At 59.1% G+C, this 21,536-nt stretch carries 22 protein-coding genes and 1 pseudogene; 11 read left to right on the forward strand and 12 right to left on the reverse strand.

Annotated elements, in window-relative coordinates:
• Positions 1-22: 22 nt before the first annotated feature.
• The gene (locus tag ACX3YD_RS11670) at positions 23-1,297 is read left to right on the forward strand and encodes an MFS transporter (protein ID WP_458960012.1); all 1,275 of its coding nucleotides are present in this window, start codon (positions 23-25) and stop codon (positions 1,295-1,297) included.
• A 20-nt stretch (positions 1,298-1,317) separates the two neighbouring features.
• Here ACX3YD_RS11670 and ACX3YD_RS11675 read toward each other — a convergent pair whose 3' ends face one another.
• Entirely contained in the window at positions 1,318-2,253 is a 936-nt protein-coding gene (locus ACX3YD_RS11675) for a DMT family transporter (RefSeq protein ID WP_458960013.1), read from the reverse strand.
• Positions 2,254-2,403: 150 nt separating this feature from the next.
• Positions 2,404-3,027, reverse strand: coding sequence for a glutathione S-transferase (locus ACX3YD_RS11680; protein WP_103404320.1), 624 nt, complete (start codon positions 3,025-3,027; stop codon positions 2,404-2,406).
• An 83-nt stretch (positions 3,028-3,110) separates the two neighbouring features.
• Between ACX3YD_RS11680 and ACX3YD_RS11685 the strand changes: the two genes are divergently transcribed.
• Complete coding sequence (locus ACX3YD_RS11685; protein WP_458960014.1) at positions 3,111-3,950, forward strand: helix-turn-helix domain-containing protein; 840 nt, start codon at positions 3,111-3,113, stop codon at positions 3,948-3,950.
• 53 nt (positions 3,951-4,003) lie between these two features.
• Here the strand turns inward: ACX3YD_RS11685 and dapF are convergent, their stop codons facing one another.
• The gene (dapF, locus tag ACX3YD_RS11690) at positions 4,004-4,822 is read right to left on the reverse strand and encodes a diaminopimelate epimerase (RefSeq protein WP_458960015.1); all 819 of its coding nucleotides are present in this window, start codon (positions 4,820-4,822) and stop codon (positions 4,004-4,006) included.
• Positions 4,823-4,857: 35 nt separating this feature from the next.
• Here dapF and ACX3YD_RS11695 point away from each other — a divergent pair, with 35 nt between their 5' ends.
• The 4 genes from ACX3YD_RS11695 (at position 4,858) to ACX3YD_RS11710 (ending at position 7,917) form a co-directional block, all read left to right on the forward strand.
• Positions 4,858-5,079 carry a hypothetical protein gene (locus tag ACX3YD_RS11695; RefSeq protein WP_103404323.1) on the forward strand — a complete coding sequence of 74 codons (222 nt, stop codon included), beginning with the start codon at positions 4,858-4,860 and terminating at the stop codon, positions 5,077-5,079.
• Between the two features lie 63 nt (positions 5,080-5,142).
• Positions 5,143-6,564 carry an SGNH/GDSL hydrolase family protein gene (locus tag ACX3YD_RS11700; protein ID WP_458960016.1) on the forward strand — a complete coding sequence of 474 codons (1,422 nt, stop codon included), beginning with the start codon at positions 5,143-5,145 and terminating at the stop codon, positions 6,562-6,564.
• Between the two features lie 69 nt (positions 6,565-6,633).
• Positions 6,634-7,500 carry an AraC family transcriptional regulator gene (locus ACX3YD_RS11705; protein WP_458960017.1) on the forward strand — a complete coding sequence of 289 codons (867 nt, stop codon included), beginning with the start codon at positions 6,634-6,636 and terminating at the stop codon, positions 7,498-7,500.
• Between the two features lie 30 nt (positions 7,501-7,530).
• Positions 7,531-7,917 carry a cupin domain-containing protein gene (locus ACX3YD_RS11710; RefSeq protein WP_103404326.1) on the forward strand — a complete coding sequence of 129 codons (387 nt, stop codon included), beginning with the start codon at positions 7,531-7,533 and terminating at the stop codon, positions 7,915-7,917.
• Positions 7,918-7,983: 66 nt separating this feature from the next.
• Here the strand turns inward: ACX3YD_RS11710 and ACX3YD_RS11715 are convergent, their stop codons facing one another.
• Entirely contained in the window at positions 7,984-8,895 is a 912-nt protein-coding gene (locus tag ACX3YD_RS11715; RefSeq protein ID WP_458960018.1) for a LysR family transcriptional regulator, read from the reverse strand.
• A 109-nt stretch (positions 8,896-9,004) separates the two neighbouring features.
• Between ACX3YD_RS11715 and ACX3YD_RS11720 the strand changes: the two genes are divergently transcribed.
• Positions 9,005-10,129: an alkene reductase gene (locus ACX3YD_RS11720; RefSeq protein ID WP_458960019.1), complete on the forward strand. Its 1,125-nt coding sequence runs from the start codon at positions 9,005-9,007 to the stop codon at positions 10,127-10,129.
• Complete coding sequence (locus ACX3YD_RS11725) at positions 10,117-10,659, forward strand: ester cyclase (protein WP_458960020.1); 543 nt, start codon at positions 10,117-10,119, stop codon at positions 10,657-10,659. The genes ACX3YD_RS11720 and ACX3YD_RS11725 overlap by 13 nt, the downstream gene beginning before the upstream one ends.
• Here the strand turns inward: ACX3YD_RS11725 and ACX3YD_RS11730 are convergent.
• From ACX3YD_RS11730 to ACX3YD_RS11750, 5 genes and pseudogenes are all read right to left on the reverse strand, one after another.
• On the reverse strand, positions 10,646-12,439 hold the full coding sequence (locus ACX3YD_RS11730; RefSeq protein WP_458960021.1) for an alpha/beta fold hydrolase: 1,794 nt from the start codon (positions 12,437-12,439) through the stop codon (positions 10,646-10,648). The genes ACX3YD_RS11725 and ACX3YD_RS11730 overlap by 14 nt on opposite strands.
• Before the next feature lie 264 nt (positions 12,440-12,703).
• Complete coding sequence (locus ACX3YD_RS11735; protein ID WP_458960022.1) at positions 12,704-13,702, reverse strand: NADP-dependent oxidoreductase; 999 nt, start codon at positions 13,700-13,702, stop codon at positions 12,704-12,706.
• A gap of 59 nt (positions 13,703-13,761) precedes the next feature.
• Positions 13,762-13,860 (reverse strand): annotated as a pseudogene (locus ACX3YD_RS11740) (alpha/beta fold hydrolase); the annotation flags it as partial.
• Positions 13,861-13,993: 133 nt separating this feature from the next.
• Positions 13,994-14,782, reverse strand: coding sequence for an SDR family NAD(P)-dependent oxidoreductase (locus tag ACX3YD_RS11745; RefSeq protein WP_458960023.1), 789 nt, complete (start codon positions 14,780-14,782; stop codon positions 13,994-13,996).
• 54 nt (positions 14,783-14,836) lie between these two features.
• A complete protein-coding gene (locus tag ACX3YD_RS11750; protein WP_458960024.1) occupies positions 14,837-15,937 on the reverse strand; it encodes an alkene reductase in 1,101 nt (366 codons plus the stop codon).
• Between the two features lie 149 nt (positions 15,938-16,086).
• On the opposite strand from ACX3YD_RS11750, the gene ACX3YD_RS11755 reads away from it, so the two are divergent.
• Positions 16,087-16,674: a TetR/AcrR family transcriptional regulator gene (locus tag ACX3YD_RS11755; RefSeq protein WP_458960025.1), complete on the forward strand. Its 588-nt coding sequence runs from the start codon at positions 16,087-16,089 to the stop codon at positions 16,672-16,674.
• A gap of 9 nt (positions 16,675-16,683) precedes the next feature.
• On the opposite strand, the gene ACX3YD_RS11760 is transcribed toward ACX3YD_RS11755, so the two are convergent.
• A complete protein-coding gene (locus tag ACX3YD_RS11760) occupies positions 16,684-17,073 on the reverse strand; it encodes a MerR family transcriptional regulator (protein ID WP_458960026.1) in 390 nt (129 codons plus the stop codon).
• A gap of 72 nt (positions 17,074-17,145) precedes the next feature.
• Between ACX3YD_RS11760 and ACX3YD_RS11765 the strand changes: the two genes are divergently transcribed.
• On the forward strand, positions 17,146-18,225 hold the full coding sequence (locus ACX3YD_RS11765; protein ID WP_458960027.1) for an SDR family oxidoreductase: 1,080 nt from the start codon (positions 17,146-17,148) through the stop codon (positions 18,223-18,225).
• Positions 18,226-18,394: 169 nt separating this feature from the next.
• Positions 18,395-19,294, forward strand: a complete 900-nt coding sequence (locus tag ACX3YD_RS11770; RefSeq protein WP_458960028.1) for a DMT family transporter — start codon at positions 18,395-18,397, stop codon at positions 19,292-19,294.
• 444 nt (positions 19,295-19,738) lie between these two features.
• Here the strand turns inward: ACX3YD_RS11770 and ACX3YD_RS11775 are convergent, their stop codons facing one another.
• A complete protein-coding gene (locus ACX3YD_RS11775) occupies positions 19,739-20,872 on the reverse strand; it encodes an alanine--glyoxylate aminotransferase family protein (protein ID WP_458960029.1) in 1,134 nt (377 codons plus the stop codon).
• A gap of 94 nt (positions 20,873-20,966) precedes the next feature.
• Positions 20,967-21,422, reverse strand: a complete 456-nt coding sequence (locus tag ACX3YD_RS11780) for a VOC family protein (RefSeq protein ID WP_103404338.1) — start codon at positions 21,420-21,422, stop codon at positions 20,967-20,969.
• Between the last annotated feature and the right edge of the window lie 114 nt (positions 21,423-21,536).

A 21,536-nucleotide genomic window follows, 5' to 3' on the forward strand; every position in this document is an offset into this window, starting at 1 on the left:
GTTTAACGCCATGGAGGTGCACATGACAGTAGAGGCCGACTCAGCCACCAAACGGTTCTCCAGACAGCCTTCAGGATGGCTTCATCCGGATACCGGCGAAAGCAGCAGGGGCGACCGGTCTCCAGGGCTTTCCCCGTCACTCACGTTATTGTTTTCTGTCACCTGTGCACTGGCAGTGGCCAACGTTTACTTCGCACAACCATTACTCGACTCAATGGCCCAGAGCCTGGGTGTGGCTTCATCGATCATCGGCGTTGTGGTGACGGCCACTCAGGTTGGTTACGCGTTGGGGTTACTGTTCATCGTCCCGCTGGGCGATTTGGTAAACCGCAAACGGCTGATTCTGACGCAGGTACTGTTGTCTGCGGTGGCGCTCGCGGCGGTCGGTGCAGCACAGCAATGGCTGGCCCTGTTGGGGGCCATGATCATGATGGGCTTGTTGGCAGTGGTCGTTCAGGTACTGGTGGCATACGCCGCCGCGCTGGCAACACCCTCACAACGCGGGCAGGCCGTCGGCACGGTCACCAGTGGAATTGTCCTGGGTATTCTTCTGGCGCGTTTCACTTCAGGCCTGATTGCGGACATCGCGGGCTGGCGCGCCGTTTACTTCGTGTCCTCGGGATTGATGCTGACCCTCGCGGTGGTGCTGTGGAAAGTGGTTCCTGTCACGGCGCCGTCAAGGCACCAGGACTCCTACCTGGCGCTCATTCGTTCACTTTTCAGACTGTTCATCACCGAACGCACTTTACGCACCAGAGGCCTTCTGGCCTTACTGATCTTTGCCGCTTTTTCTGTGCTGTGGACATCCATGGTACTGCCGTTGAGCGCGCCTCCTTTGTCGCTTTCACACACTGCCATCGGTATGTTTGGATTGGCCGGCGTCGCCGGGGCCCTTGCTGCCAGTAGAGCCGGGCGCTGGGCCGATCAAGGCCTTGGGCAACGAGTGACCGGCATTTCGCTGGGGCTCCTGACGCTGTCCTGGTTGCCCATCACGTTTGCCGAAACGTCCCTGATCGCGCTGGTCTGCGGCGTAGTCCTGCTGGACTTCGCGGTGCAAGCCGTACACGTCACCAATCAGAGCCTCATTTTTGCTGCACGACCCGATGCCCAAAGTCGCATGGTCGGCGCCTACATGTGCTTCTATTCGGTCGGTAGCGCGCTGGGAGCCGCAGCCGCGACCCAGGTTTATGCGCTGTGGGGCTGGATTGCAGTCAGCCTGCTGGGCGCTTTGATCAGCGCAACGGCCCTGGTTCTGTGGTTTCTCACCGTTCATTTTTCAACGGCCCATCAGGGATGATCAGCGCGATTTTCACCGCCTCAGCCCCGCAATGGCCCCGCGTGCTTTTGCTCATTTGCTGGTGGCAGGGGCTGCACTTTCTCGGGCGGTCTGATCGAACCGATGTAAACCGCGAAGATCGTCAATAGCGCTCCGCACACTTGGAAGGTGGAGCTGGCCTTGCCCAGAAAAGTCACGTCGATGAAATAAGTAATCACCGGTTCCAGCAGCAAGATAAGGCCAGCGACCCCCAGGCTGATCGAGCCGATCGAACGGTTGACCAGCAGCCATCCGACAAACTGCACCAACACGCCGTAGATGATCAGCATCACCAAGGTCTGGGCGTCGACGATAGCCAGGCTCTCGCCATTGAATATCGCGTAACCGAGCAGCACCAGCGCTGCCCAAATGCCCAGGTTAAGCATCTGGGCAGTCTTGTCGCCGCCACCGTCAGGTAACTGCGTGTTGATTTTCAGGAAGTAAACGCAAATAGCGTAGGCAAGGCCCGACAAGACACCAAACACGACCCCCTTGATACCCAGCGAACTCGTCATTTCGGGCACCAGCAGCAAATAAAGCCCAACGAACGCGAGGAGGATGGAGATCAGGAAATAGATCGAAGGCCGCTCCTTGAGCAAGCACATTCCCAACACGGTCATGAAAAACACCTGGCAATTGGAGAGGATAGAGCCGATGCCGGGTCCCACCACATAGATACTCTGATGCCAAAGCACCAGGTCTATGGCCAAAAACACCCCCGCCAAACCGGTGTAGAGTTGGGCTCGAAAGCTTTTTAGCAGCACTGGAATCCGGCGGGCTTTGAGCAGCAGGAAACACAATATCGACGCAAACAGCATTCGATAGAACCCAGCGCCTCCGGCACCGATATGAGCAAAAGCCACGGCTAACGCCGAGAGGCTGAGCATCAGCCCACCGACCGTCAATTCGATAATGGCACGGTTATTACTCAGCGACATGTGTACCCCCTTACACGACCCACACGCATTTCTCCTTTCCCTGTTGGACGGATACAACGACGTCCGACAAACAGAAAAGCTCCAAGGGCTTTTCTGTTGCCGCGATCGCTACTTTTATTAGGTCTGAAACATCCGTGCTCAGGCTGAGCCTTACACTTCTTCAGCCGCTTTTTTCAGCCACTGTTGAACCGGCCCGTAAGCCACAACCAGATCCACATACTTTTGCAGTGCTGGCGGCACGCTGATTCCATAACGGCGGAAGCGGAACACCACGGGCGCGAACATCGCGTCCACGATGCCGAACGGGCCGCACAGGAATGCGCTGGATTGGCTCGCTGCCAGCAACCCTTCCCAGATGGAAAAAATCCTGTCGATCTCTTCCTTGGTTTCTGCGGTCAACGCACCCGCATCGTCGCCAGCGCCCAGGCCAAACGCCATTTGTGTGCGCAGATGGGTAAAGCCGGAATGCATTTCAGCCGCGGCGGAGCGCGCCAATGCCCTTAGACGCGTATCTCGGGGCCACAGGTTGGCATCGGGGTAGGCTTCGGCAATGTATTCACTGATGGCCAGGCTGTCGTTGATCACAACGCTGTCTAACAACAGCGCCGGGACTTTCCCTGAAGGTGAGTATTCGCTGATTCGGCGTTGCGTGTCAGGCTGTTCCAGCTTGATCTGTACCGTATCGAATGCAGCATCAGCGGTCACCATTACCAACCACGCACGCAGTGACCAGGAAGACTTTTTGAAGTCCCCTATAACCAGTTTTGCCGTCATATTCTTCCCTAGCGCATGTTATGAAACAGGTGCTAACTTTACGGCCGCATTTTTCAGTCGTATTGCACAAAACTGGACACGTCATGGAAAAGACAGAAGGCCTGAAAGACCCTCTTTATGAAAAGGATTTCGTACGTTTCTGGCGTATTCCCGAAGGCGACTGTGAGCTGTTGTCGGCGCGCTACACCACCCAGTCTTTTGGTCGGCACTCGCACGACCGTTATGCGGTGGGGGTGATAAGCGCAGGGGTTGAAAAACTGTTTTACCGCGGCAGCTATGCCTTGGGCGGGGTAGGCAGCGTTGTTACCATCACGCCTGGCGAGATACACGACGGCCTGCCTGGACACGACAATGGCTGGATGTACCGCATGCTCTACCTGGATCCAGACTGGGTTAATCGCTCGGTGTTCCAAGGGCGCGTGGCCAGCGATCACGTACATCTTTTCCAAGAGGCACTCAGCTCAAATCCAGCTTTTGCCCAGACCTTTCTTCAGCAGCATCAACTAATCGAGCAGACGCCGCCTGGACTGCAGCGCGAGTCCATCTTGCTGGAACTGGTGTGTCAGGTATTCGAGCGCAGCGGTGGCCCTGCCTTGTCAGTCCTGCCATCAGAGCAGCAGGCGGTAAAACGGATCAAACAGAAGTTGGAAGACGAGTTCGCCCGGGACATTCCCTTGGAGACCTTGGCGCAGCTGGTTGATCTTGATCCGCTGTACCTCATTCGGGTTTTCAAGAAGCACGTTGGTGTTTCGCCGCACAGCTATCAAATACAGAAGCGCATCGCGCATGTGCAAAAACTTCTGCGCGCTGGCGCCAGCCTGACGGAGGCTGCCTTTGCTTGTGGATTCTTCGATCAAAGCCACATGACACGGGCCTTCAAAAAAGTAGTCGGGGTCACCCCCGGAAGCTTTCGCAATAACTGAGCGTTTCGAGAGAACACTTGAGGGGCAGTAACCTGTCCATCATGACGTGGTCGTCACAAAGCGTGTAATAGCGCGTTCGTGTACAGCCCGGAAAAAATGCGCTCTACCGGTCCTGTGAGAAAGACAGTACCCACGCCATCCCATTGAACGGTCACTGTTCCGCCATCACATTCAACCTCGACACAATCGTCCAGCAAGCCACGTCGTATGCCGTTCACAACGGCGCCGCAAGAGCATGAGCCCGAACCCAGCGGAATGCCTCCCCAGCGCTCCCAAATTCGCAAGCGAATGTATTTTCGATTAATGATCTGGACGAAATGCACGTTTGTCCTGAGGGGGAAAAGGGGATGGGATTCAATGCCCGGTCCAGTCGCCGCTATATCAATGGCTGTCAGATCATCCACAAAAAAGGTGCAGTGTGGATTGCCCATGCTGCAAGCGGCCGGGGCTCCTGTCAGGGGCAAGGTAGCAGTGTCCATTGCCTGAGCCAGCGGGACCGCCGACCACTCGAACAGTGGCGCTCCCATGGCGACGGAAATAGCGCCGGTCGAGGTTCGTTCGCAAGTGAGCAGGCCACGGTTGGTTTGAAGCGTTATCGACGAACTGTTTGATTCGCGCATCAGCGAATCGGCGGCACCACGCGTCGCGCTGCCACAAACGTCCAGCGGGGAGCCATCGGCATTCCAGAACATCAAACGTGCATCTGCATTGTCGTCATCGAGCATAACCGCAAGTTGATTGAACCCGATGCCACGGTTCCGGTCACCCATTCGCCGAGCCAGGTTGTCTGTCATTGAGTTGGACGAATTGCGCAAGTCCACGATGACGAAGTCATCGCCATTAGCATGCATCTTGTGAAACTTCAGCGGCATAGGTTGACCCTGGCAATGAGAAATGGGGTGAATTGATGTTTGACGTCGATCCATGGCCGAAATCAGTCAGTCAGGAACATCCGCTATCGGCCAAACGCAGCCTGTATCGACGACAGTACATTCTTGTAAAGGGCAGCTACAATCCCTCAAGACTCTTCTGGGCTTTGCTTCAGCCGCTCAAAGGAGCTCCAAAGCAGCACACCTTTGCGATCCAGCGCCTCATGGCGTCAACAGTGATGTCCGATACGCTCCTGTAGAGGATTTCTTGTTGCACCCTGACAGGTCGTACGGACGATTAACCATTTACATGTGGTGCTTTTATGTGGGGGAAAGTTAATGGTGTCGTCACTTTAAGCCTGGTGCTTTCAAGCTGTTTTCTACAGGTGTCCGCAGAGCCGGTTCCTCCAGATCCTGACCAGGCGATTGGCCGCTCGTTGTCCATTATTCGTTCAGCCACAGCGGAGAAGCCGCAGGTCCTGAAAATTCTTTTCTATGGACAGTCGATCAGCTCGCCGGCATGGACCGATCCGGCTATTGCGGCTTTGCGAGTCAAATATCCCAACGTGGCCTTCGTGTACCGTAACCTCGCTTTGGGGGGGTGGAGTGCCGTTCTCCTGGAACAGGCGGTCGCTCGCGACGTGGAGGAGGTCTATCCCGATCTGATCGTTTTCCACGTGTATGGCGATCACCGTGCCTACGAGCGAATCATTCGGACCCTTCGCTCAAAAACGGCAGCCGACATCATCATTCAAACCGACCATGTCGTGAATCCGCTTGAACCGGTGTGTGACACTGGCTTTCATCTTCAATGGTCGCCGCCCGAGGGCTGTACGGGGCATTTCTGGTTCAAGCAAAAGAGCTGGGAGGAGTTCATGTCCAGCGTCTGGAAGCCAGCCATGGCGGCGAAATATGACCTTGCGCTGGAACCGCGTCGCCAGCGCTGGAATGCCTACTTGCAGGAGAATAATCTCCAAATAGCGGATCTTCTCGCCGACCCGCCGCATCCCAACGCCGAGGGGTGGGCCCTCATGGCTAACCTGTTCACCAGTTGGATCGAGGAGCTTGTGGATCACCCTCAAAACAATGGGCGGAACACTTCCGACCAGGTTCGCAGTTTTACTGCGCCTGTTCCTGGCGAAAAGACCCGCTATGAGTTTTATGGCAACCGCGCCGAACTCATTGCTGCGGGGCCCCTGGACGGAAAAGTCAATCTCACAATCGACGGAAAGCCGCCTCGCGAGCTCGACGGCTGCTGGCAAACCAGCCGCGTGACGGGTTTGCCGAATGTCCCGGAATGGCCGGCCCTGAAAAAAGTCGACGTCCGCCAGTCATATCGCGAAGAGGATGTCTGGACGCTTCGGGTACGGAATTTAGACACTTCGCAAGAAAGCTTCGACTTTGACGTCGAGAGCGCGCGTACAGGAGCAGAGGGAAGCGGATCGGGCAAGGACGTTTTCAAGTCGCGCTCGGGGAACGTTACCCTGCAGCCGGACGCCTGGAACTTTTCCTACGCCAAGTTAATATCCGGCAAAGGTCTCGCGGATGAACAAAGCTTTCAATGGGAGCGACGCTTCGTCTGTGGCGACGAGCCGCCGACTGCCCTGGCAAATGGCTCGGTGCAGCAGCGTCATGTACTGGGAACCGGCCTTCCCAATGCACATCATGTCATCGAGTTGACTGTACCTTCCGATACGCCTGCGATATTGGAATTGCGCGCTTATCGGCCGCCCCTTGTTGAGTGATATTGCCCATAATGAACGCGTGATCGGGCAGATCTCCGACAGTACTGTACAGAAACGGGAAACACCTTCATGGATCGAAAAAAAGACCCATCCGCCGCCTCCGACTGGGTCATCCGCAGCGCTCGACCCGGTAGCGTCGAGCGTATCGAAGCGTGGTTCGGCAGCCACGGTTACGACCCGCACCGCCACGATACTTACTCGATCGGTCGCACCCTCGCAGGCGTGCAAAGCTTTCATTACAAGGGTTCGTTGCGCCACGGCGTTCCAGGCAACACCCTCGTGCTTCACCCCGACGAACTTCATGATGGCATGGCCGGCACCGACGCAGGTTTTCGCTACCGCATGGCCTACATCGACCCTGGATCGATCCAGAACGTTCTGGGTGGGGAACCTTTGCCCTTCATCGCCGGGGGGCTTTCGAACGATCCGCGCCTGTACCATGCCAGCCAGGCCTTCGTGCAAGCGGTGGATCATCCCTTGGAAGCGCTGGAGGAGCAGGATGCCCTGTATGACCTGGCGATGGCGTTGCGTGCTGTCGCAGGCAAGCCGCGCGGCCGCAAGAGCCTGGATTACCGCTCAGCCGAACGCGCCAGAGCGTTCATACTGGAGCATTTGCACCTGGGTATTACGCTGGAGATGCTCGAAAATGCCAGCGGGCGCGAGCGCTGGAGTCTGTCTCGGGACTTCAGGGCGCTCTACGGCACCAGCCCCTACCGTTTTGTCACCCTGCGTCGCCTGGATCGCTTTCGCGGGTTGATCCTTGACGGCTTCACACTGGTTGACGCCTCCCTCGCCGCAGGCTTTCACGATCAAAGTCACATGACCCGACATTTCACGCGCTGCTACGGCGTGCCCCCCATGCGTTGGCTGGAACGCTTGCGGCCTGCACGCGGACTTGCAGGATCGTACAAGATCGATGGATTCACGGTTCGATAGGCTGACGACTTCCATTCAAGAGGATCTGTCATGTCTGAGTCCCGTCACCCACACACATCGCTGCCCATCAACCTCGCGCAAAAGGCTTCGCTGATCGAGCAGCAATGGAGCCCCAGAGTTGTAGCGGAAATGAACGACTACCAGTTCAAGGTCGTGCGAATCGAAGGCGAATTCATCTGGCACTCACACCCTGAGACCGACGAAGCGTTTCTTGTGCTGGAAGGCACCTTGCGCATCGACCTGCCAGAGAGCTGCGTCCACGTAAATCCGGGTGAACTCTATGTGGTGCCACGCGGCGTTGCACACCGGACCGCCGCGCAAGGTGAGGCGAAACTGATGATGATCGAACCGCGAGGCATTTTGAACACCGGCCATGAAGAGGGCGAACGAACGGCCTTGAACGACGTCTGGATATGACTTAACGCCGCCGTGCGCCATGGATTATCAAAAAACCTGGAAATATCCACGGGCGCACGCCGGGGTTTACAAGGCAGTCTCACGCGAGGCGTGTTCGAACCGTTCACACAAGAAATCCAGCAATGCCCGTACCCGTGGCGCCAGGTAGCGGCTACGGGGATAGAGCGCGTACACGGGGGCTTCGTCCGATTGCCATTGCGGCAGCACCAGGCTCAAGCGTCCTGCCGCCAGGTCCGCGCTCACGTCCCAGATTGATTTGAGGACGATGCCGTGGCCATCGATCGCCCATTGGCGGGCCAACGCGCCGTCGTTGGTCTCGCGCGCTGCCTCCAGAGGCACCTTGAACAGCATCATTTCCTCGCCACGCTGCAGGCGCCATTCGCTGGACCACCCCGACTGGCCGGCGACAATATGATCGAACTCGTCCAACTGCCGCGGATGCTCAGGGGTGCCCTTGCGTTGCAGATAACTCGGCGCGGCGCACAGGACGCGGCGATTGGCGGCCAGGGGGCGGGCGATCAACGAGCTGTCCGGCGGCACACCGAAGCGGATCACCAGGTCGACATCGTCCGCGATCAGGTGCGACAGCGAGTCGGACAGCAGCAGCGCCGGTACCACCTGGGGATAGCGGGCAGTGAACTCATCCAGCCAGGGATTCAACACATGCCGGCCGAAATCCGAGGTGGCGGACACCCGGATCTTGCCGCGGATTTCCTTTTTCTCCGCTGACAGCGCCGCTCGCGCATCGTCCAGCGCCTGCAACGCCTGACGGCAATGTTGCAGGTAAATCCGCCCCTCATCGGTCAGCCGCAGCTGGCGGGTGGTGCGCTCGAACAGGCGAGTGGCCAGCGATGCTTCGAGCTTGAGCAATCGGGCGCTGGCGGCGGCTGGCGACAAACCCAGCTTGCGCCCCGCAGCTGAGAGTCCACCCAGTTGGGCCGCTTCGACAAACAGGCGGATGGCTTCCAGGTTATCCATCATTGTTCCAGTATTTTTGAAAATCCATCAAAGATTAGCCTAATTATCAAACTCGATCAGTAGTCGCAGACTGAGTCCATCCACTTCATTTGGCTCAGGAACGCTCACCATGACGACCCCTTCAACGTTGTTTGAACCCATCGCCTTCGCCGGCCTGAACGCCCCTCACCGGGTGGTGATGGCACCCATGACCCGGGCGCGCAGCAGCCAGCCCGGCGACATCCCCAACAGCCTCAACGCGCAGTACTACGCGCAGCGTGCGTCGGCGGCATTGATCGTGACCGAGGCGGCGCAGATTTCCCCGCAGGGCAAGGGTTATTCCTTTACCCCTGGCATCCACACCGAAGCGCAGGTGGAAGGCTGGCAGGGCGTGACCGAGGCGGTGCATGCCGAGGGCGGTCGCATCTTCCTGCAACTGTGGCATGTGGGGCGCTTGTCCCATCCGGACTTCCATCAGGGCGCAGTGCCGGTGGCGCCGTCCGCCGAACCCTTTGAAGGGCAAATCTGGAAGGTCGACCCGGTCACGGGGCAGGGGGGCATGTTCGATAGCCCGACGCCTCGCGCGCTGACCAAGGCTGAGATCGCACAGATCGTCGACGACTTCCGTCAGGCCGCACGTCGGGCAATCCGGGCCGGTTTCGATGGCGTGGAGATCCATGGCGCCAATGGTTATCTGGTGGATCAGTTTCTGCGTACCACGTCCAATACGCGGACCGATGAATACGGCGGCTCGCGCAGCAACCGCCTGCGTTTTCTCAAGGAAGTGGTCGATGCGGTCAGCGATGAAGTCGGGGCCGAACGCACGGCGATTCGCCTGGCCCCCTTTCTGACGGCCCGTGGCATGGCCTGCCCGGACATCCTCCCGACCATACTCGAAGCGGCCGAGTACCTGCAGGCCAAGGGCATCGGCTATCTGCATCTGGTCGAAGCGGACTGGGACGATGCACCGGTGTTCACCGAGTCGTTCCGTCAGGCGATCCGCCAGCGTTTCACTCGCCCGATCATCGTCGCCGGCAACTACGACCGGGCGCGCGCCGAGTGGGTCATTGGCCAGGGCTATGCCGACCTCGTGGCGTTCGGCAGACCCTTTGTCGCCAATCCGGATTTGCCGCTGCGCCTGGCGCAGGACCTGCCTTTGGCCCCGCTTGATCCTGCCACGCTGTTCGGCGGCACGGCCAAGGGCTACAGCGATTACCCCTCCATCACCAAGGAAGAAACCCCATGCGCTCGTTGATCACTGGCCTGTTGGCCGCCGCTGTCACGGCTACGGTTCTGGGCCAGCAGGCAGTCGCCGCAGAACCCACGCTGGTCACCCCCAAAGTGCTGATCGTCGATCCCGGTGCCAAGCCTGAACAGGTTCAGGCTCAGACCCTCGCGGCACGGCGTTACGCAACCTTCTGGTCGTCCGGCGACCCGGCGCTGGCCCGCATGGCATTGGCGCCTGACTTCATGGACCGCGCCTTGCCGCCGGGTCGAGCCCAAGGCATCGCCGGGCCCCTGGCGGCGTCCACGGCTTTCCACGCGGCCGTGCCCGACCTGAACTGCGAAGTCCGGCAGATGATCGTCAGCGGTGATCGGGTGGTGTCGTTCCTGCGTTTCACCGGGCACTTCACCGGCACGTTCAACGGCGTGAAAGGCCAGGGTCAGGCGGTGAATTTCATTGCCACCGACATCTACCGCATCGCCGACGGCAGGATTGCCGAAAACTGGCACCTGGAGGACAACCTGACGTTCCTGCAGCAGATTGGCGTTATCGCTCCATGACATAGGTGCCAGGGGCAGGGCAGAGGGGTGGGTACTTGCGCGAGCCGAGCTTCTTTGGTGCCGGCCGGCTGTCGCCCGAGCGCTGCCCGATCCATTCGCGCCAATGCGGCCACCAACTGCCTGGCTGGCGCTCCCCGGCGTTCTGCAGCCAGGTGTCCGGGGTCTCGGCGTCGGCAGGCGCCGCGTAGTAGAACGACTTGGGGTTGCCCGGCGGGTTCACCAGGCTCTGCAGGTGGCCGGCGTTGGACAGCACGTAGGTGGTGTCCTCGCCAAATAACCGGGCCGTGCCGTAGCAGCCCTGCCAGGGAGTGATGTGATCGGTGGTACCGCCCACAACATAGGCACCCACCTGCACCTGGGTCATGTCGATCGATTCACCGGCAATCTCCAGGGTGCCGGGATTGCTGTAGGGGTTCTGCTGGATCAGGTCGAGGTAGTCCGCGTGCAGTTGGGCGGGCAGGCGTGTGGTGTCGTTGTTCCAGGCCAGGATGTCGAAGGCCGGCGGCTTGTTGCCCAGCAGGTAGTTGTTGACCCAGTAGTTCCAGATCAGGTCGTTGGGCCGCATCCAGGCGAACATGCGGGCCATGCCCTGGCCGCTCAGCACGCCCTTGCGCCGGGAGCCGGCCTTGGCCGCGCGCAGGGCAGACGGGGTGGTGAACAGTCCCAGGGTGGTGTCGTCCAGCGCCGAGGGCATGTCGAGCACGCATACGGCCCAGTTGGTGTTGGCCACTTTGTGGCCTTCGCCACGGGCCGCCAGCCAGCCGAGGTAGGCCGCCAGGGTGATGCCGCCCGAGCAGGAGCCCCACATGTTCACATCCGGGCTACCGGTGATCCTGCGCGCCACGTCCACCGCCTGGTCGAGGCACAGCGCGTAATCGGACAAGCCCCAGTTACGGTGCTCGCGGGTGGGATTGCGCCAGCTGATGACGAAGAGGGTCACGCCGCTGTCCTGAATCCACTGGATCAGGCTTTTCTCCGGCGACAGGTCGATGGCGTAGTACTTGTTGATTTGCGGCGGCGACATCACCAGGGGCCGGGCATAGATATTTGCGGTGGTGGGCGCGAACTGCAGCAGCTCGAACATCTCGTTGCGAAACACCACGGCGCCCTTGGCCGTGGCGATGTTTTCCCCCACTTTGAACGGCGTGCTGTCGACCTGTCTCGGCAGCCCACGGTTGGTCAGCATATCCTCGCCGAACTGGCGGATGCCCCTGGCCAGGCTCATGCCTCCGGTGTCCACCAGCTTGCGCAGCGCCACCGGATTGGTCAGCGGCGAGTTGCTCGGCGCCACTGCATCGGCCAGGAGCGCCGGGACGAACCGCGCCTGGCTCTTTTCCAGCGGGGCCAGGTCGGTGGAGTCGATGAAGCGGGTCAGCTCACTTTGGCCGGCCAGGTAGCTCTGCAGCAGTGCGCGCAGAAAGGCGTTGGATTGCCACGCCGGATCGGCAAAGCGCTTGTCCTTCGGGTCCGGCGCGATGCTGGAGTTGCCGCCAACGATGCCGCGCAGTTCCTTCAGGTAGCCTCCCAGATGAGTGCCCGCCTTGAGCGGCGACTTGGCCACGGCCTTGAGCAGGCAGCCGGCCGAGCTGGCCAGATCTGCCGCGCGCACGCTGACCAGCGGATTGCCTGCCAGGGTCTGGTTGGCAGCCGTGCCGATCAGCTCTTGTTGCCGGGTGTCGTCCGGGAGATCGGCATCCTTGCGCGCGCGACGCTTTCGGCTGGTCGTCGGGGTGCGCGGGGTGGGGGTTTCGGTCTCGCTCGTTCGGGTGGATCTGCTCATGTCGGCCCTCGTGTCCGGTCTTGTTGTTTTGCACCGACTCTAGGGGGCAACGGCGGCGGCCATTTCACATCGCACGACAGCGAATTTTCATTTCATGACAAGGGCGATCGCGGGAACGCCGATTGCCCGGGTCGGGACGTGGTGGCGGACGTGCAAAATTCGCGACATTCGAGGACTGCGGCTGTTTTTTTGGTAAACACTGCGCAGATTGACGCGGCAAACGCTGCACAGCCTCTGCGGTCGACTCATCGACCGGCAGCGAAGTCATTTGATCGTAACCACGACCTTGCCCTTGGCGTGTCCCTGCTCGACGTACTTTAAGGCCTCTGCCGTTGATTCAAAGGTGAAGGAGCGGTCAACCACAGGTTTGATGATTCCGGCCTCAATGAGCGCAGTGATTTGTTGCAGTTGGGCGCCATTGGCCCGCATGAACACGAACGCGTAGCTGACGTTCCGCTTGCGTGCCTTGCGCCGAATACCGAGGCTCAGCAGGCGCATGACTTGCTTCAATGGCCAGGACAACCCCTGCTCCTGCCCGAACTGCGCAGTGGGTGGGCCTGAGATGGATATGAGCTGGCCACCGGGCTTTAGGACCTTGAGTGATTTCTCCAGTACGTCCGCGCCGAGGCTGTTCAACACCACGTCGTAGTCATGCAGGACGGTTTCGAAGTTTTGCCGTGTGTAGTCGATCACCCGATCGGCCCCGAGCGCTTTTACCCATTCGACATTGTCGGTGCTGGTGGTGGCCGCGACAAAGGCGCCGAGGTGTTTGGCAAGCTGGATGGCCAGGGTGCCGACGCCGCCGGAACCCGCGTGGATCAGTACTTTCTGGCCCTTTTTCAGTTGGGCGGTTTCGACCAGTACTTGCCAGGCGGTCAGTGCGACCAAGGGGATGGATGCGGCTTGAACCATGGTGGTATTGGCCGGTTTCTGCGCGATCGCATTTTCATTCACGGCGATCAATTGGGCGAACGTCCCGATCCGCGTTTCGGGCGGGCGAGCGTAGACCTCGTCCCCCGGTTTGAAACGTTTCACTTGGGCGCCAACCTCAATCACCACGCCCGCCAGGTCATTGCCCAGTACCAGCGGAAATGAGTAGGGCAGGATCAGTTTGAATTCGCCTTTGCGGATCTTCGAATCCAGCACGTTGACGCTGCTGGCGTGTACCTCAATCAAGACGTCGTGGGCACCCACCGCAGGCCTGGGCACTTCGCCAATGCGCCCGGGATTCTTGCCATAGCGATCAATCAAAAATGCCTTCATCGTTGTGCGGCTCTTGTCGGTTGGAATGGGTGGGCGGTGCTTTTGCGGCGTCGCGTTGATCAGGCATCAAGGAAGGCCAGTGCCTTGGCCACACAGTCAGCGTAGTGCTGGAAAATACCGCCATGGCCGGCATCCTCATGAATCAAAAGCTGCACGTTGATTCATGACACATGCGACCCTGCGTGGTTATTAGTATTCGTTGGGTTCATTTCGACTGCGGACAGCGGGCCGGATTCCATGCAGTGCCTTGCGCCTGCTTCGAATCCGGCCCGGGTGCTCGCTACCAAAAGATCACTGTTGGGTTTGGTAGCGCTGGGCAACCGCAGACTGGCGGATTTGCCCCAGCAAGCCCTGACGTGCACTCTGCAGGTCATCCCAGCGTTCGGCTTCTTGCAGTGGCGGGATCGTCACCGGTTCGCGACGATCAAAACCGAGCAGTGCGGCATCCACCAGGTCGCCCACTTCCATGATTTCGTTCAAGGTGTTGATGTCGACGCCGGAGCGATCCCAGATTTCCGTACGGGTGGCGGCCGGCAGTACGGCCTGCACGTAAACGCCCTGAGGTGAAAGCTCCAGGCTCAGGCCTTGGGAGAGGAACAGTACAAATGCCTTGGTCGCACCATAGACCGACATGCCGAACTCCGGCGCGAGGCCCACCACCGAACCGATGTTGATGATTGCACCGTCACCCGCTTTGGCCAGGCGAGGGGCGATGGCGCTGGCGAGCCGCACCAGCGCCGTGGTGTTGAGGGCGACCAATTGCGCAACGCTGTCGGTGCTTTGGTCGATGAAGTGGCCGGACAGCGCGGCGCCGGCGTTATTGACGAGAATACCGATACGGGCGTCGTCGCGCAGGCGGGACTCAACGGTTGTCAGATCGCCGAGTTGGGTGAGGTCCGCCGCAATCACCTCGGCGGCGACGCCGTGTTCGCTGCGCAATCGGGCTGCAAGGGCATCCAGGCGTGCCTGGTCCCGGGCGACCAGGACCAAATCGTGGCCGCGTTTCGCGAAGCGTTCGGCGTAGACGGCACCAATGCCAGTGGAAGCGCCAGTGATGAGAACGGTAGGGCGAGTGCTCATGGGGTCATCTCTCTATCAAAATGGGTGAAAACAGAAAGCGCGGTTACGGATTGCTCAGCTTGCGGAGGCGCTCGATTCAGCCAACGTCGGGTAGTCGATGTAGCCTGTCGCGCCGCCGCCATACAGGGTGGCGGGATTAAACGCGGACAGCGGCGCGCCACGTTTGAGACGCTCCACCAGATCCGGGTTGCCAATGAAGGGACGACCGAAGGCGATCAGATCGGCCTGGTCTTCGGCGAGCTTCGAAGTTGCCAGGTCCAGGTCGTAGCCGTTGTTGGCGATGTAGGTGTTTTTGAAACGCTCGCGCAGGGCGCCGAAATCGAAGGGCGCCACGTCGCGCGGGCCACCGGTCGCACCTTCGACCACGTGCAGATAAACCACATCGAGGGCGTCGAGTTGCTCGACGACGTAATCGAATTGCGCTTGGGGATCACTGCTGGAAACGCCGTTGGCCGGCGACACTGGCGACAAGCGCACGCCAGTGCGATCCGCGCCGATTTCATTGACGACGGCCGCCGTCACTTCGAGCAACAGGCGCGCACGATTTTCAATCGAACCGCCGTAAGCATCGGTGCGCAGATTGGCACTGTCCCTGAGGAATTGATCCAGTAAATAGCCGTTCGCGCCGTGAATTTCCACGCCATCGAACCCGGCGCAAACAGCGTTTGCGGCGGCCTGGCGGAAATCGGCGACGATCCCCGGTAGTTCGTTGATATCCAGTGCGCGCGGCTCGGAGACGTCTTCAAAGCGGTTGTTGACGAACACTTTGGTGGCGGCTCGCAGCGCAGAAGGTGCCACGGGTGCGGCGCCGTGTTCTTGCAGATCAACATGTGAGACGCGGCCGACATGCCACAGTTGCAGAAAGATTTTTCCGCCCTTTGCATGGACCGCGTCGGTCACTGTGCGCCAGCCATCGATCTGCGCCGGCGTGTAGATCCCGGGGGTGTCCTGATAGCCCTGACCCTGTCGGGAGATCTGCGTGGCTTCGCTGATCAGCAAGCCTGCGCCGGCGCGTTGGCTGTAATAGGTGGCCGCGAACTCACTGGGCACAAAGCCTTCGCCTGCGCGGTTGCGTGTCAGTGGTGCGAGGACGACACGATTGGACAGCGTGAGGGCGCCAAGCGTGTAAGGGGTGAACAGATTCTGGTCGGTCATTGGGTATTTTTTCCGTGCCCGTTGATGGAGATTGGTTATGCATGCAATTAGGATGATGATCGCAATCTAAGCTGTCAACCATTTTGATTATGATCGGCATCTATGTATCATCGGGCGCATGATTTCCCAGTGGACACGAGGTATTGCACGTGAGAGTGAGCAAAGCCCAGGCGCAAGCCAATCGGGCGCACATCGTTGAGACGGCCTCTGAACTGTTCCGTGAACGCGGCTTCGACGGCGTCGGTGTATCGGATCTCATGGCGGCAGCCGGTTTCACCCACGGAGGTTTCTACAAGCACTTTGGTTCGAAGGCCGACCTGATGGCTGAAGCCTCGGCCAGCAGCCTTTCAAAATCGCTGGAAAGTGCTCAGTCGCTCGATGTTCCGGGCTTCATCGACGCCTATGTGACGAGGGAACATCGGGACGGACGCGGCAGCGGTTGCACCATGGCCGCGTTGTGTGGCGATGCGGCGCGTCAATCGGATGATTTGAAAGCGACATTTGCCGAATGGATCGAGCACACCCTGCAAACACTGGGGGACAAATATCCGACGAGGCCGGATGCCCCGGCGGGTGAGGGGAGAAAGAAAATGATCGACCTGCTGTCTCGTGCTGTTGGCGCAATTATTTTGTCGCGTGCCTGCCCGGATGATTCCGCGCTGGCGGATGAGATCCTTGAGGTGTGCCGCGCTGAAATGTTTGCGTCGTTACCGGTCGATGAAGTGGAAGCGGTGTAGAAGTGTGGTTCAGTTGGACGAATTGTTCAGCTGCTGAAGCTCAAGTTGCTTGGCAGCACTGGCTTCGAGGTTTGCACGCTCTTCATCCAGATACCGATAAATGCTTTGCAAGTCGGCGATTTTCTGTTTGATTTCTGCCATCTTCTTTTCAATTAACTTGGCACCGTCAGCACAATCGATCAGATTGTTGCGCTGCGCATCCAGAATCTCGCCTATTTCCCCCAGGGAAAACCCCATGCTTTGCGCGCGCTGGATAAAGACCAGGTCCTGCAGGGTTTGCGCTGTGTAAACGCGATAGTTGTTAGTTCCCCGCAGCGCTGAGATCAGGCCGATTTGCTCGTAGTAACGCAGCGTATGGCGGCTGGCACCGCTGCGGGCCTCGAGTTCGCCGATTTTCATGAAAACATCACTTGACTATAGAGTTGGGTCGATAGTTTACGCTTGATTTCTCACCTTAACCAGGAGCAGGAAATGAGCGTGGAGTGCTTTGTCACGGGGGGTACCGGCTTCATCGGTCAACATTTGGTGGCGTACCTGAGTGCAAAAGGTCACACCATTCGGGTGTTGATGCGTCGCCCAGAGCGACTGGCTGCACTGCGCGAGCAAGTCGACAATCTGGGAGGGAATGCAACCCGGGTATTTGCCGTCGCTGGCGATCTGGAACGGGACAACCTCGGGCTGAGTCTCGCTGACCGAGAGGTGCTAAGGCACGCCAGCGTTGTATTCCACCTGGGCGCCCACTTCGCCTGGGGGCTTTCAGTGGAGCATTCTCGTGCGGTGAATGTGGAAGGGGCGAAGCGCGTGGCGCTGTTGGCGGCTGAGCAAAAAAGCCGGTTAGTGATGATCGGCGGCTACATGCTGAAAAATCATGAACATCTGCAACGCATCGGGATTGATCCTCGTTATCCGGAGCTGACGAATTGGCCTGCCGTCTACCGGCACGTCGGTGGTTACGAGGGGAGCAAGCTGGAGGCGCATTTTGCGACCCTGGAGGTCATGGCCGCCAAGGGCGGGGAGATCACCGTTGTCCACCCTGCGACGGTGTGTGGCCACAGCCGCACGGGGCATATCCTTGACGGTCAACCGCTGGTGGAGCTGATACGCAACCTTGTACAGGGAAAGCTGACTGCCGTGCCCGGTACCGCCGAGCACTGGCTGCCACTGGTCACCGTGGATCACCTGGTTGAACTGATGGCGGTTTGTGCTTTTGATCCTGCCATGGTGGGCCAGGAACTGCTGGCGCTTGATGACCAAACGCCCAACTTGCGAGAGCTCCTGGTACAGGTGGCGCAACCTTTGGGCTTAAAGTCTCCCAAGCATTACATTTCACTCCGATTGCTGAAGTTGCTACTGAGTATTCCTCCCGTTGCGCGGTTTTTGAATTCAAAACCCGAAGCCTTGGACTTTATCCAGACCACTCGTTTTGATACAGCGGCGGTCGAGCAATTTGCCAACAGGCATGGAATAGCCAAACCGGATATACGTCAGTCTTTGCAGCACACTGCAATGTTCGTCAACTCGCATTGCATAGCCAGGGGCCAGGCACTCTGACTTCTCCCTTGGCGGCGACAAGAAGGCGAATAGCATCCTACTGGGCGATCCAGTGCTTATGCCACAATCGATACCCGGGTTGGTGGGAGCTTCATATCCTCAAACTTTGCGCCGTCGATGCAGGGCGGCATTCTATCGAACGACAATTCAGCGACAGGGATCGTCATCAATGCAATCTACTTTCAGCAAAGGCGTCATATTTGCACTCTCCGCTGCGGCACTGAACGCAACGATCGGTGTACTCAGCAAAGTACTCATGAGCGATGGTTTCACCGCTAGCAGTGTCGCGGTCATCAAGACCGTACTGGGTTGCGTGCTTCTCTCGATCTTACTGTTTTTCCTCAAGCGCCCGGCGGCGTCGACCAAATGGACTCAGGCGGCTATCTGCGCATTCCTTGGCATCTTTGTGCTGTTCCATTTCGAAACGTCCGCCTATCGACACTACGCTGCGGCAGGCGTGGTGGTGGTGCTGATGGCCAGTGCCTCAATTTCCTCAATCATTCTGGGGCGCATTTTCCTCAAGGATGCCATCACCGCCAACGCTACCGTTGGCGCCGCACTGGCTATTGCCGGGATCTCGGTGATCTTCGGCGGCGACCTGCAGCAGGGCTTTACCCTGCAAGGTGCTGCGCTTGCCTCCATGGCCGGCTGCGGCTATGGGGCTTTTTCGGTTGCCATGAAGCGTATGGGTGTGTCGGGGGGGCTGCACTTCACCCGACAATTGTTGTTCTTTGGCAGCCTGTACCTGCTGATGCCGGCTGCGGCCGATGGTTTCGCGATGGGCGAGCTGTCGCCGCTGGCGATCGCCGCGCTGCTGGCGCTGGCCACGCTGCCGACAATCCTGGGCTTCTTCTGCACCACCAAGGCCATCGAGTATCTCAAGCCATCCCAAGTGCAAGCGCTGGAGCTGACCGAGCCACTGTTCGCCGCGCTGCTGGCGTTTGTGGCGCTCAATGAAGTGCCGCGCGAAAGCCTGTACGCGGGAGCGGCACTGATCATCGTCGGCCTGTGTTTCTCCAATGAACTAATTCGCTTGGGCAAAGGAGCATCCGTCCCTTCGACCGAGTGAGCTATTTTCGGATCCTGATTACTTCAGCAATCAGTGGTTTTTAAGTGTTTTGAGCGGCTGACCGCTCATGGCCGACCTCTGCCGGTCACGAAAGGCTGGTATCGGCCAAAAAGCGGTCTGTTGCGAATGTTCCTTCTCGTACTTCTCAACAGACCCGCATAGCAGGATTACCCGCTGAAGGCGAAGGGCGGTCAGGTCCGCGCCGTATGAAAGGTGATCGCGTAGCCATCGGGGGCGCCGCAGAACGCCGTTTTACTTGCCGTCGCCGGTAACCCGCAAATCTCCAATGCCGAGTTGGCTCGTGCGGCGTTTGTGACGCCGCAGACCATGCAGGCGACCCGCGTCATATTCGTTGAAGATCAGCGCCCTGGGCCGGCAGTGCCCAGGGCAGGATGCCTTCCTGGCGTTCACACGTTCGGTATGTGCGGCGGGCAAGATGAGGGCTTAGTTAACCATCACCTCGTCCAGTGCCTGCTCGAGAGTGCTGACCGTGCGTTCAATATTGTGCAGCTTTTCGAGTCCGAACAGTCCGATGCGGAAGGTCTGGAAGTCGGCCGGTTCGTCGCATTGCAACGGCACTCCGGCGGCGATCTGCAGGCCGTGGTTGGCAAATTTCTTACCGCTCTTGATGTCGGCATCATCGGTGTAGCTCACCACTACGCCCGGGGCTTGAAAGCCGGCTGCGGCCACGCTTTTGAAGCCTTTGCCGGTCAACATTGCGCGCACCCGATCGCCCAGAACCTGTTGATCGCCACGGATCTTGTCGAAACCGTAGGCTTGCGTCTCTTTCATCACTTCGTTGAATCGCGCGAGAGAATCGCTTGGCATGGTCGCATGGTAGGCATGCCCGCCCTGTTCGTAGGCCTGCATGATCTGAAGCCACTTTTTCAGGTCGCAGGCGAAGCTGCTGCTCTGCGTCTGCTCGATGCGCTCAAGGGCCAGGGAACTGAACATCACCAGGGCGCAGCAAGGGGAGGCGCTCCAGCCTTTCTGCGGTGCGCTGATCAGCAGGTCGACTGCGCATTTGTGCATATCAACCCAAAGCGTGCCTGAGGCGATGCAGTCCAGCACGAACAGGCCACCCACCGCATGCACGGCGTCGCCGACGGCCCGCAGGTAGTCGTCGGGCAGGATAATCCCTGATGAGGTCTCAACGTGGGGGGCGAAGACAATCTGCGGCCTCGAAGCCGCAATGGCTGCCAGCACTTCGTCCAGAGGGGGAGGGGCGTAGGCGGCCTGGCGCCCCGTGTCGACCGGTCGGGCTTTCAGCACCGTAGTGGCCGCCGGGATGTTGCCCATCTCCAGGATCTGGCTCCAGCGATAACTGAACCAGCCGTTGCGTATCACCAGGCATTGCTGGCCGGTGGCAAACTGTCGCGCCACCGCTTCCATGCCGAATGTGCCGCTGCCCGGGACCACCGCAACAGCCTGGGCGTTGTAGACCTGTTTCAGGGTCCTGGAGATGTTCTTCATCACGCCTTGAAATGACTGCGACATGTGGTTGAGCGAGCGGTCGGTATAGACCACTGAGTACTCGACCAGCCCCTCGGGATCGATACTGGGATAGAGCTTTGACATGGATGACTCCTTTGGCAGAGATATCAGTGGTATCGACCCTGCCCTAAGCCCTGGCAAATGACAAGATTGCTCGGATTGAATGGCGACTGCTCACTCAGGAAAATGCAGCTTCTACAAATGCCTCTAAGGCCTTGTCTTCCAGGATTTCGATAGAGAAGTGCCCGAAGCGCTTGGGCAACCAGATAATGCGTGTCCCGGACGGGGATTGCAGGTTCGCGCGGGCCAATGGCTTTCCGTTTTCGTCTTCTGGCTGAACACCGGCGACCATCAGTTCGTCGTAGGCCTTCTCGATGTCTGGCGTCGAATAGCAGTGGCGATAAATCATCCCTTCTCCCGAGGAGTCCAATAGCTCCCTCAGGTTCCCCGCCAATGGCTGTACCAACATGAAACGCTCTTGACCGATCAGCGCAATCGCGTAGCGCACGTGCAGACCACCTCGTTCCCAAACGAGGGTTTTGGAGATCCTGGCATTAAGTATCTGTGCGTAGTAAGCACAGGCTTCTTCGAGATTATTGACCAGTACATCTATGTGACTGAACTTCAGATCCATTGCAGCGTTCCTGTTGAGCCGACGTCCATGTTAAGCCCGGCACGCTCAGAATTCGATGGACTACATGAAGCTATACAGAAGTGCGCCAATCCGGCGATAAACCAGCGTTCAAAC

The sequence above is a fragment of the Pseudomonas fluorescens group sp. PF-1 genome (assembly GCF_054481335.1).

Coding starts and splice junctions, on each gene's coding strand:
- ACX3YD_RS11720 (WP_458960019.1), top strand. CDS start 9,005: ATGACGACCCCTTCAACGTTGTTTGAACCCATCGCCTTCGCCGGCCTG.
- ACX3YD_RS11770 (WP_458960028.1), top strand. CDS start 18,395: ATGCAATCTACTTTCAGCAAAGGCGTCATATTTGCACTCTCCGCTGCG.
- ACX3YD_RS11675 (WP_458960013.1), bottom strand. CDS start 2,253: ATGTCGCTGAGTAATAACCGTGCCATTATCGAATTGACGGTCGGTGGG.
- ACX3YD_RS11760 (WP_458960026.1), bottom strand. CDS start 17,073: ATGAAAATCGGCGAACTCGAGGCCCGCAGCGGTGCCAGCCGCCATACG.
- ACX3YD_RS11775 (WP_458960029.1), bottom strand. CDS start 20,872: ATGTCAAAGCTCTATCCCAGTATCGATCCCGAGGGGCTGGTCGAGTAC.
- ACX3YD_RS11685 (WP_458960014.1), top strand. CDS start 3,111: ATGGAAAAGACAGAAGGCCTGAAAGACCCTCTTTATGAAAAGGATTTC.
- ACX3YD_RS11750 (WP_458960024.1), bottom strand. CDS start 15,937: ATGACCGACCAGAATCTGTTCACCCCTTACACGCTTGGCGCCCTCACG.
- ACX3YD_RS11745 (WP_458960023.1), bottom strand. CDS start 14,782: ATGAGCACTCGCCCTACCGTTCTCATCACTGGCGCTTCCACTGGCATT.
- ACX3YD_RS11705 (WP_458960017.1), top strand. CDS start 6,634: ATGGATCGAAAAAAAGACCCATCCGCCGCCTCCGACTGGGTCATCCGC.
- ACX3YD_RS11680 (WP_103404320.1), bottom strand. CDS start 3,027: ATGACGGCAAAACTGGTTATAGGGGACTTCAAAAAGTCTTCCTGGTCA.
- dapF (WP_458960015.1), bottom strand. CDS start 4,822: ATGCCGCTGAAGTTTCACAAGATGCATGCTAATGGCGATGACTTCGTC.
- ACX3YD_RS11670 (WP_458960012.1), top strand. CDS start 23: ATGACAGTAGAGGCCGACTCAGCCACCAAACGGTTCTCCAGACAGCCT.
- ACX3YD_RS11730 (WP_458960021.1), bottom strand. CDS start 12,439: ATGAGCAGATCCACCCGAACGAGCGAGACCGAAACCCCCACCCCGCGC.
- ACX3YD_RS11695 (WP_103404323.1), top strand. CDS start 4,858: ATGTTTGACGTCGATCCATGGCCGAAATCAGTCAGTCAGGAACATCCG.
- ACX3YD_RS11710 (WP_103404326.1), top strand. CDS start 7,531: ATGTCTGAGTCCCGTCACCCACACACATCGCTGCCCATCAACCTCGCG.
- ACX3YD_RS11700 (WP_458960016.1), top strand. CDS start 5,143: ATGTGGGGGAAAGTTAATGGTGTCGTCACTTTAAGCCTGGTGCTTTCA.
- ACX3YD_RS11725 (WP_458960020.1), top strand. CDS start 10,117: ATGCGCTCGTTGATCACTGGCCTGTTGGCCGCCGCTGTCACGGCTACG.
- ACX3YD_RS11735 (WP_458960022.1), bottom strand. CDS start 13,702: ATGAAGGCATTTTTGATTGATCGCTATGGCAAGAATCCCGGGCGCATT.
- ACX3YD_RS11780 (WP_103404338.1), bottom strand. CDS start 21,422: ATGGATCTGAAGTTCAGTCACATAGATGTACTGGTCAATAATCTCGAA.
- ACX3YD_RS11765 (WP_458960027.1), top strand. CDS start 17,146: ATGAGCGTGGAGTGCTTTGTCACGGGGGGTACCGGCTTCATCGGTCAA.
- ACX3YD_RS11715 (WP_458960018.1), bottom strand. CDS start 8,895: ATGGATAACCTGGAAGCCATCCGCCTGTTTGTCGAAGCGGCCCAACTG.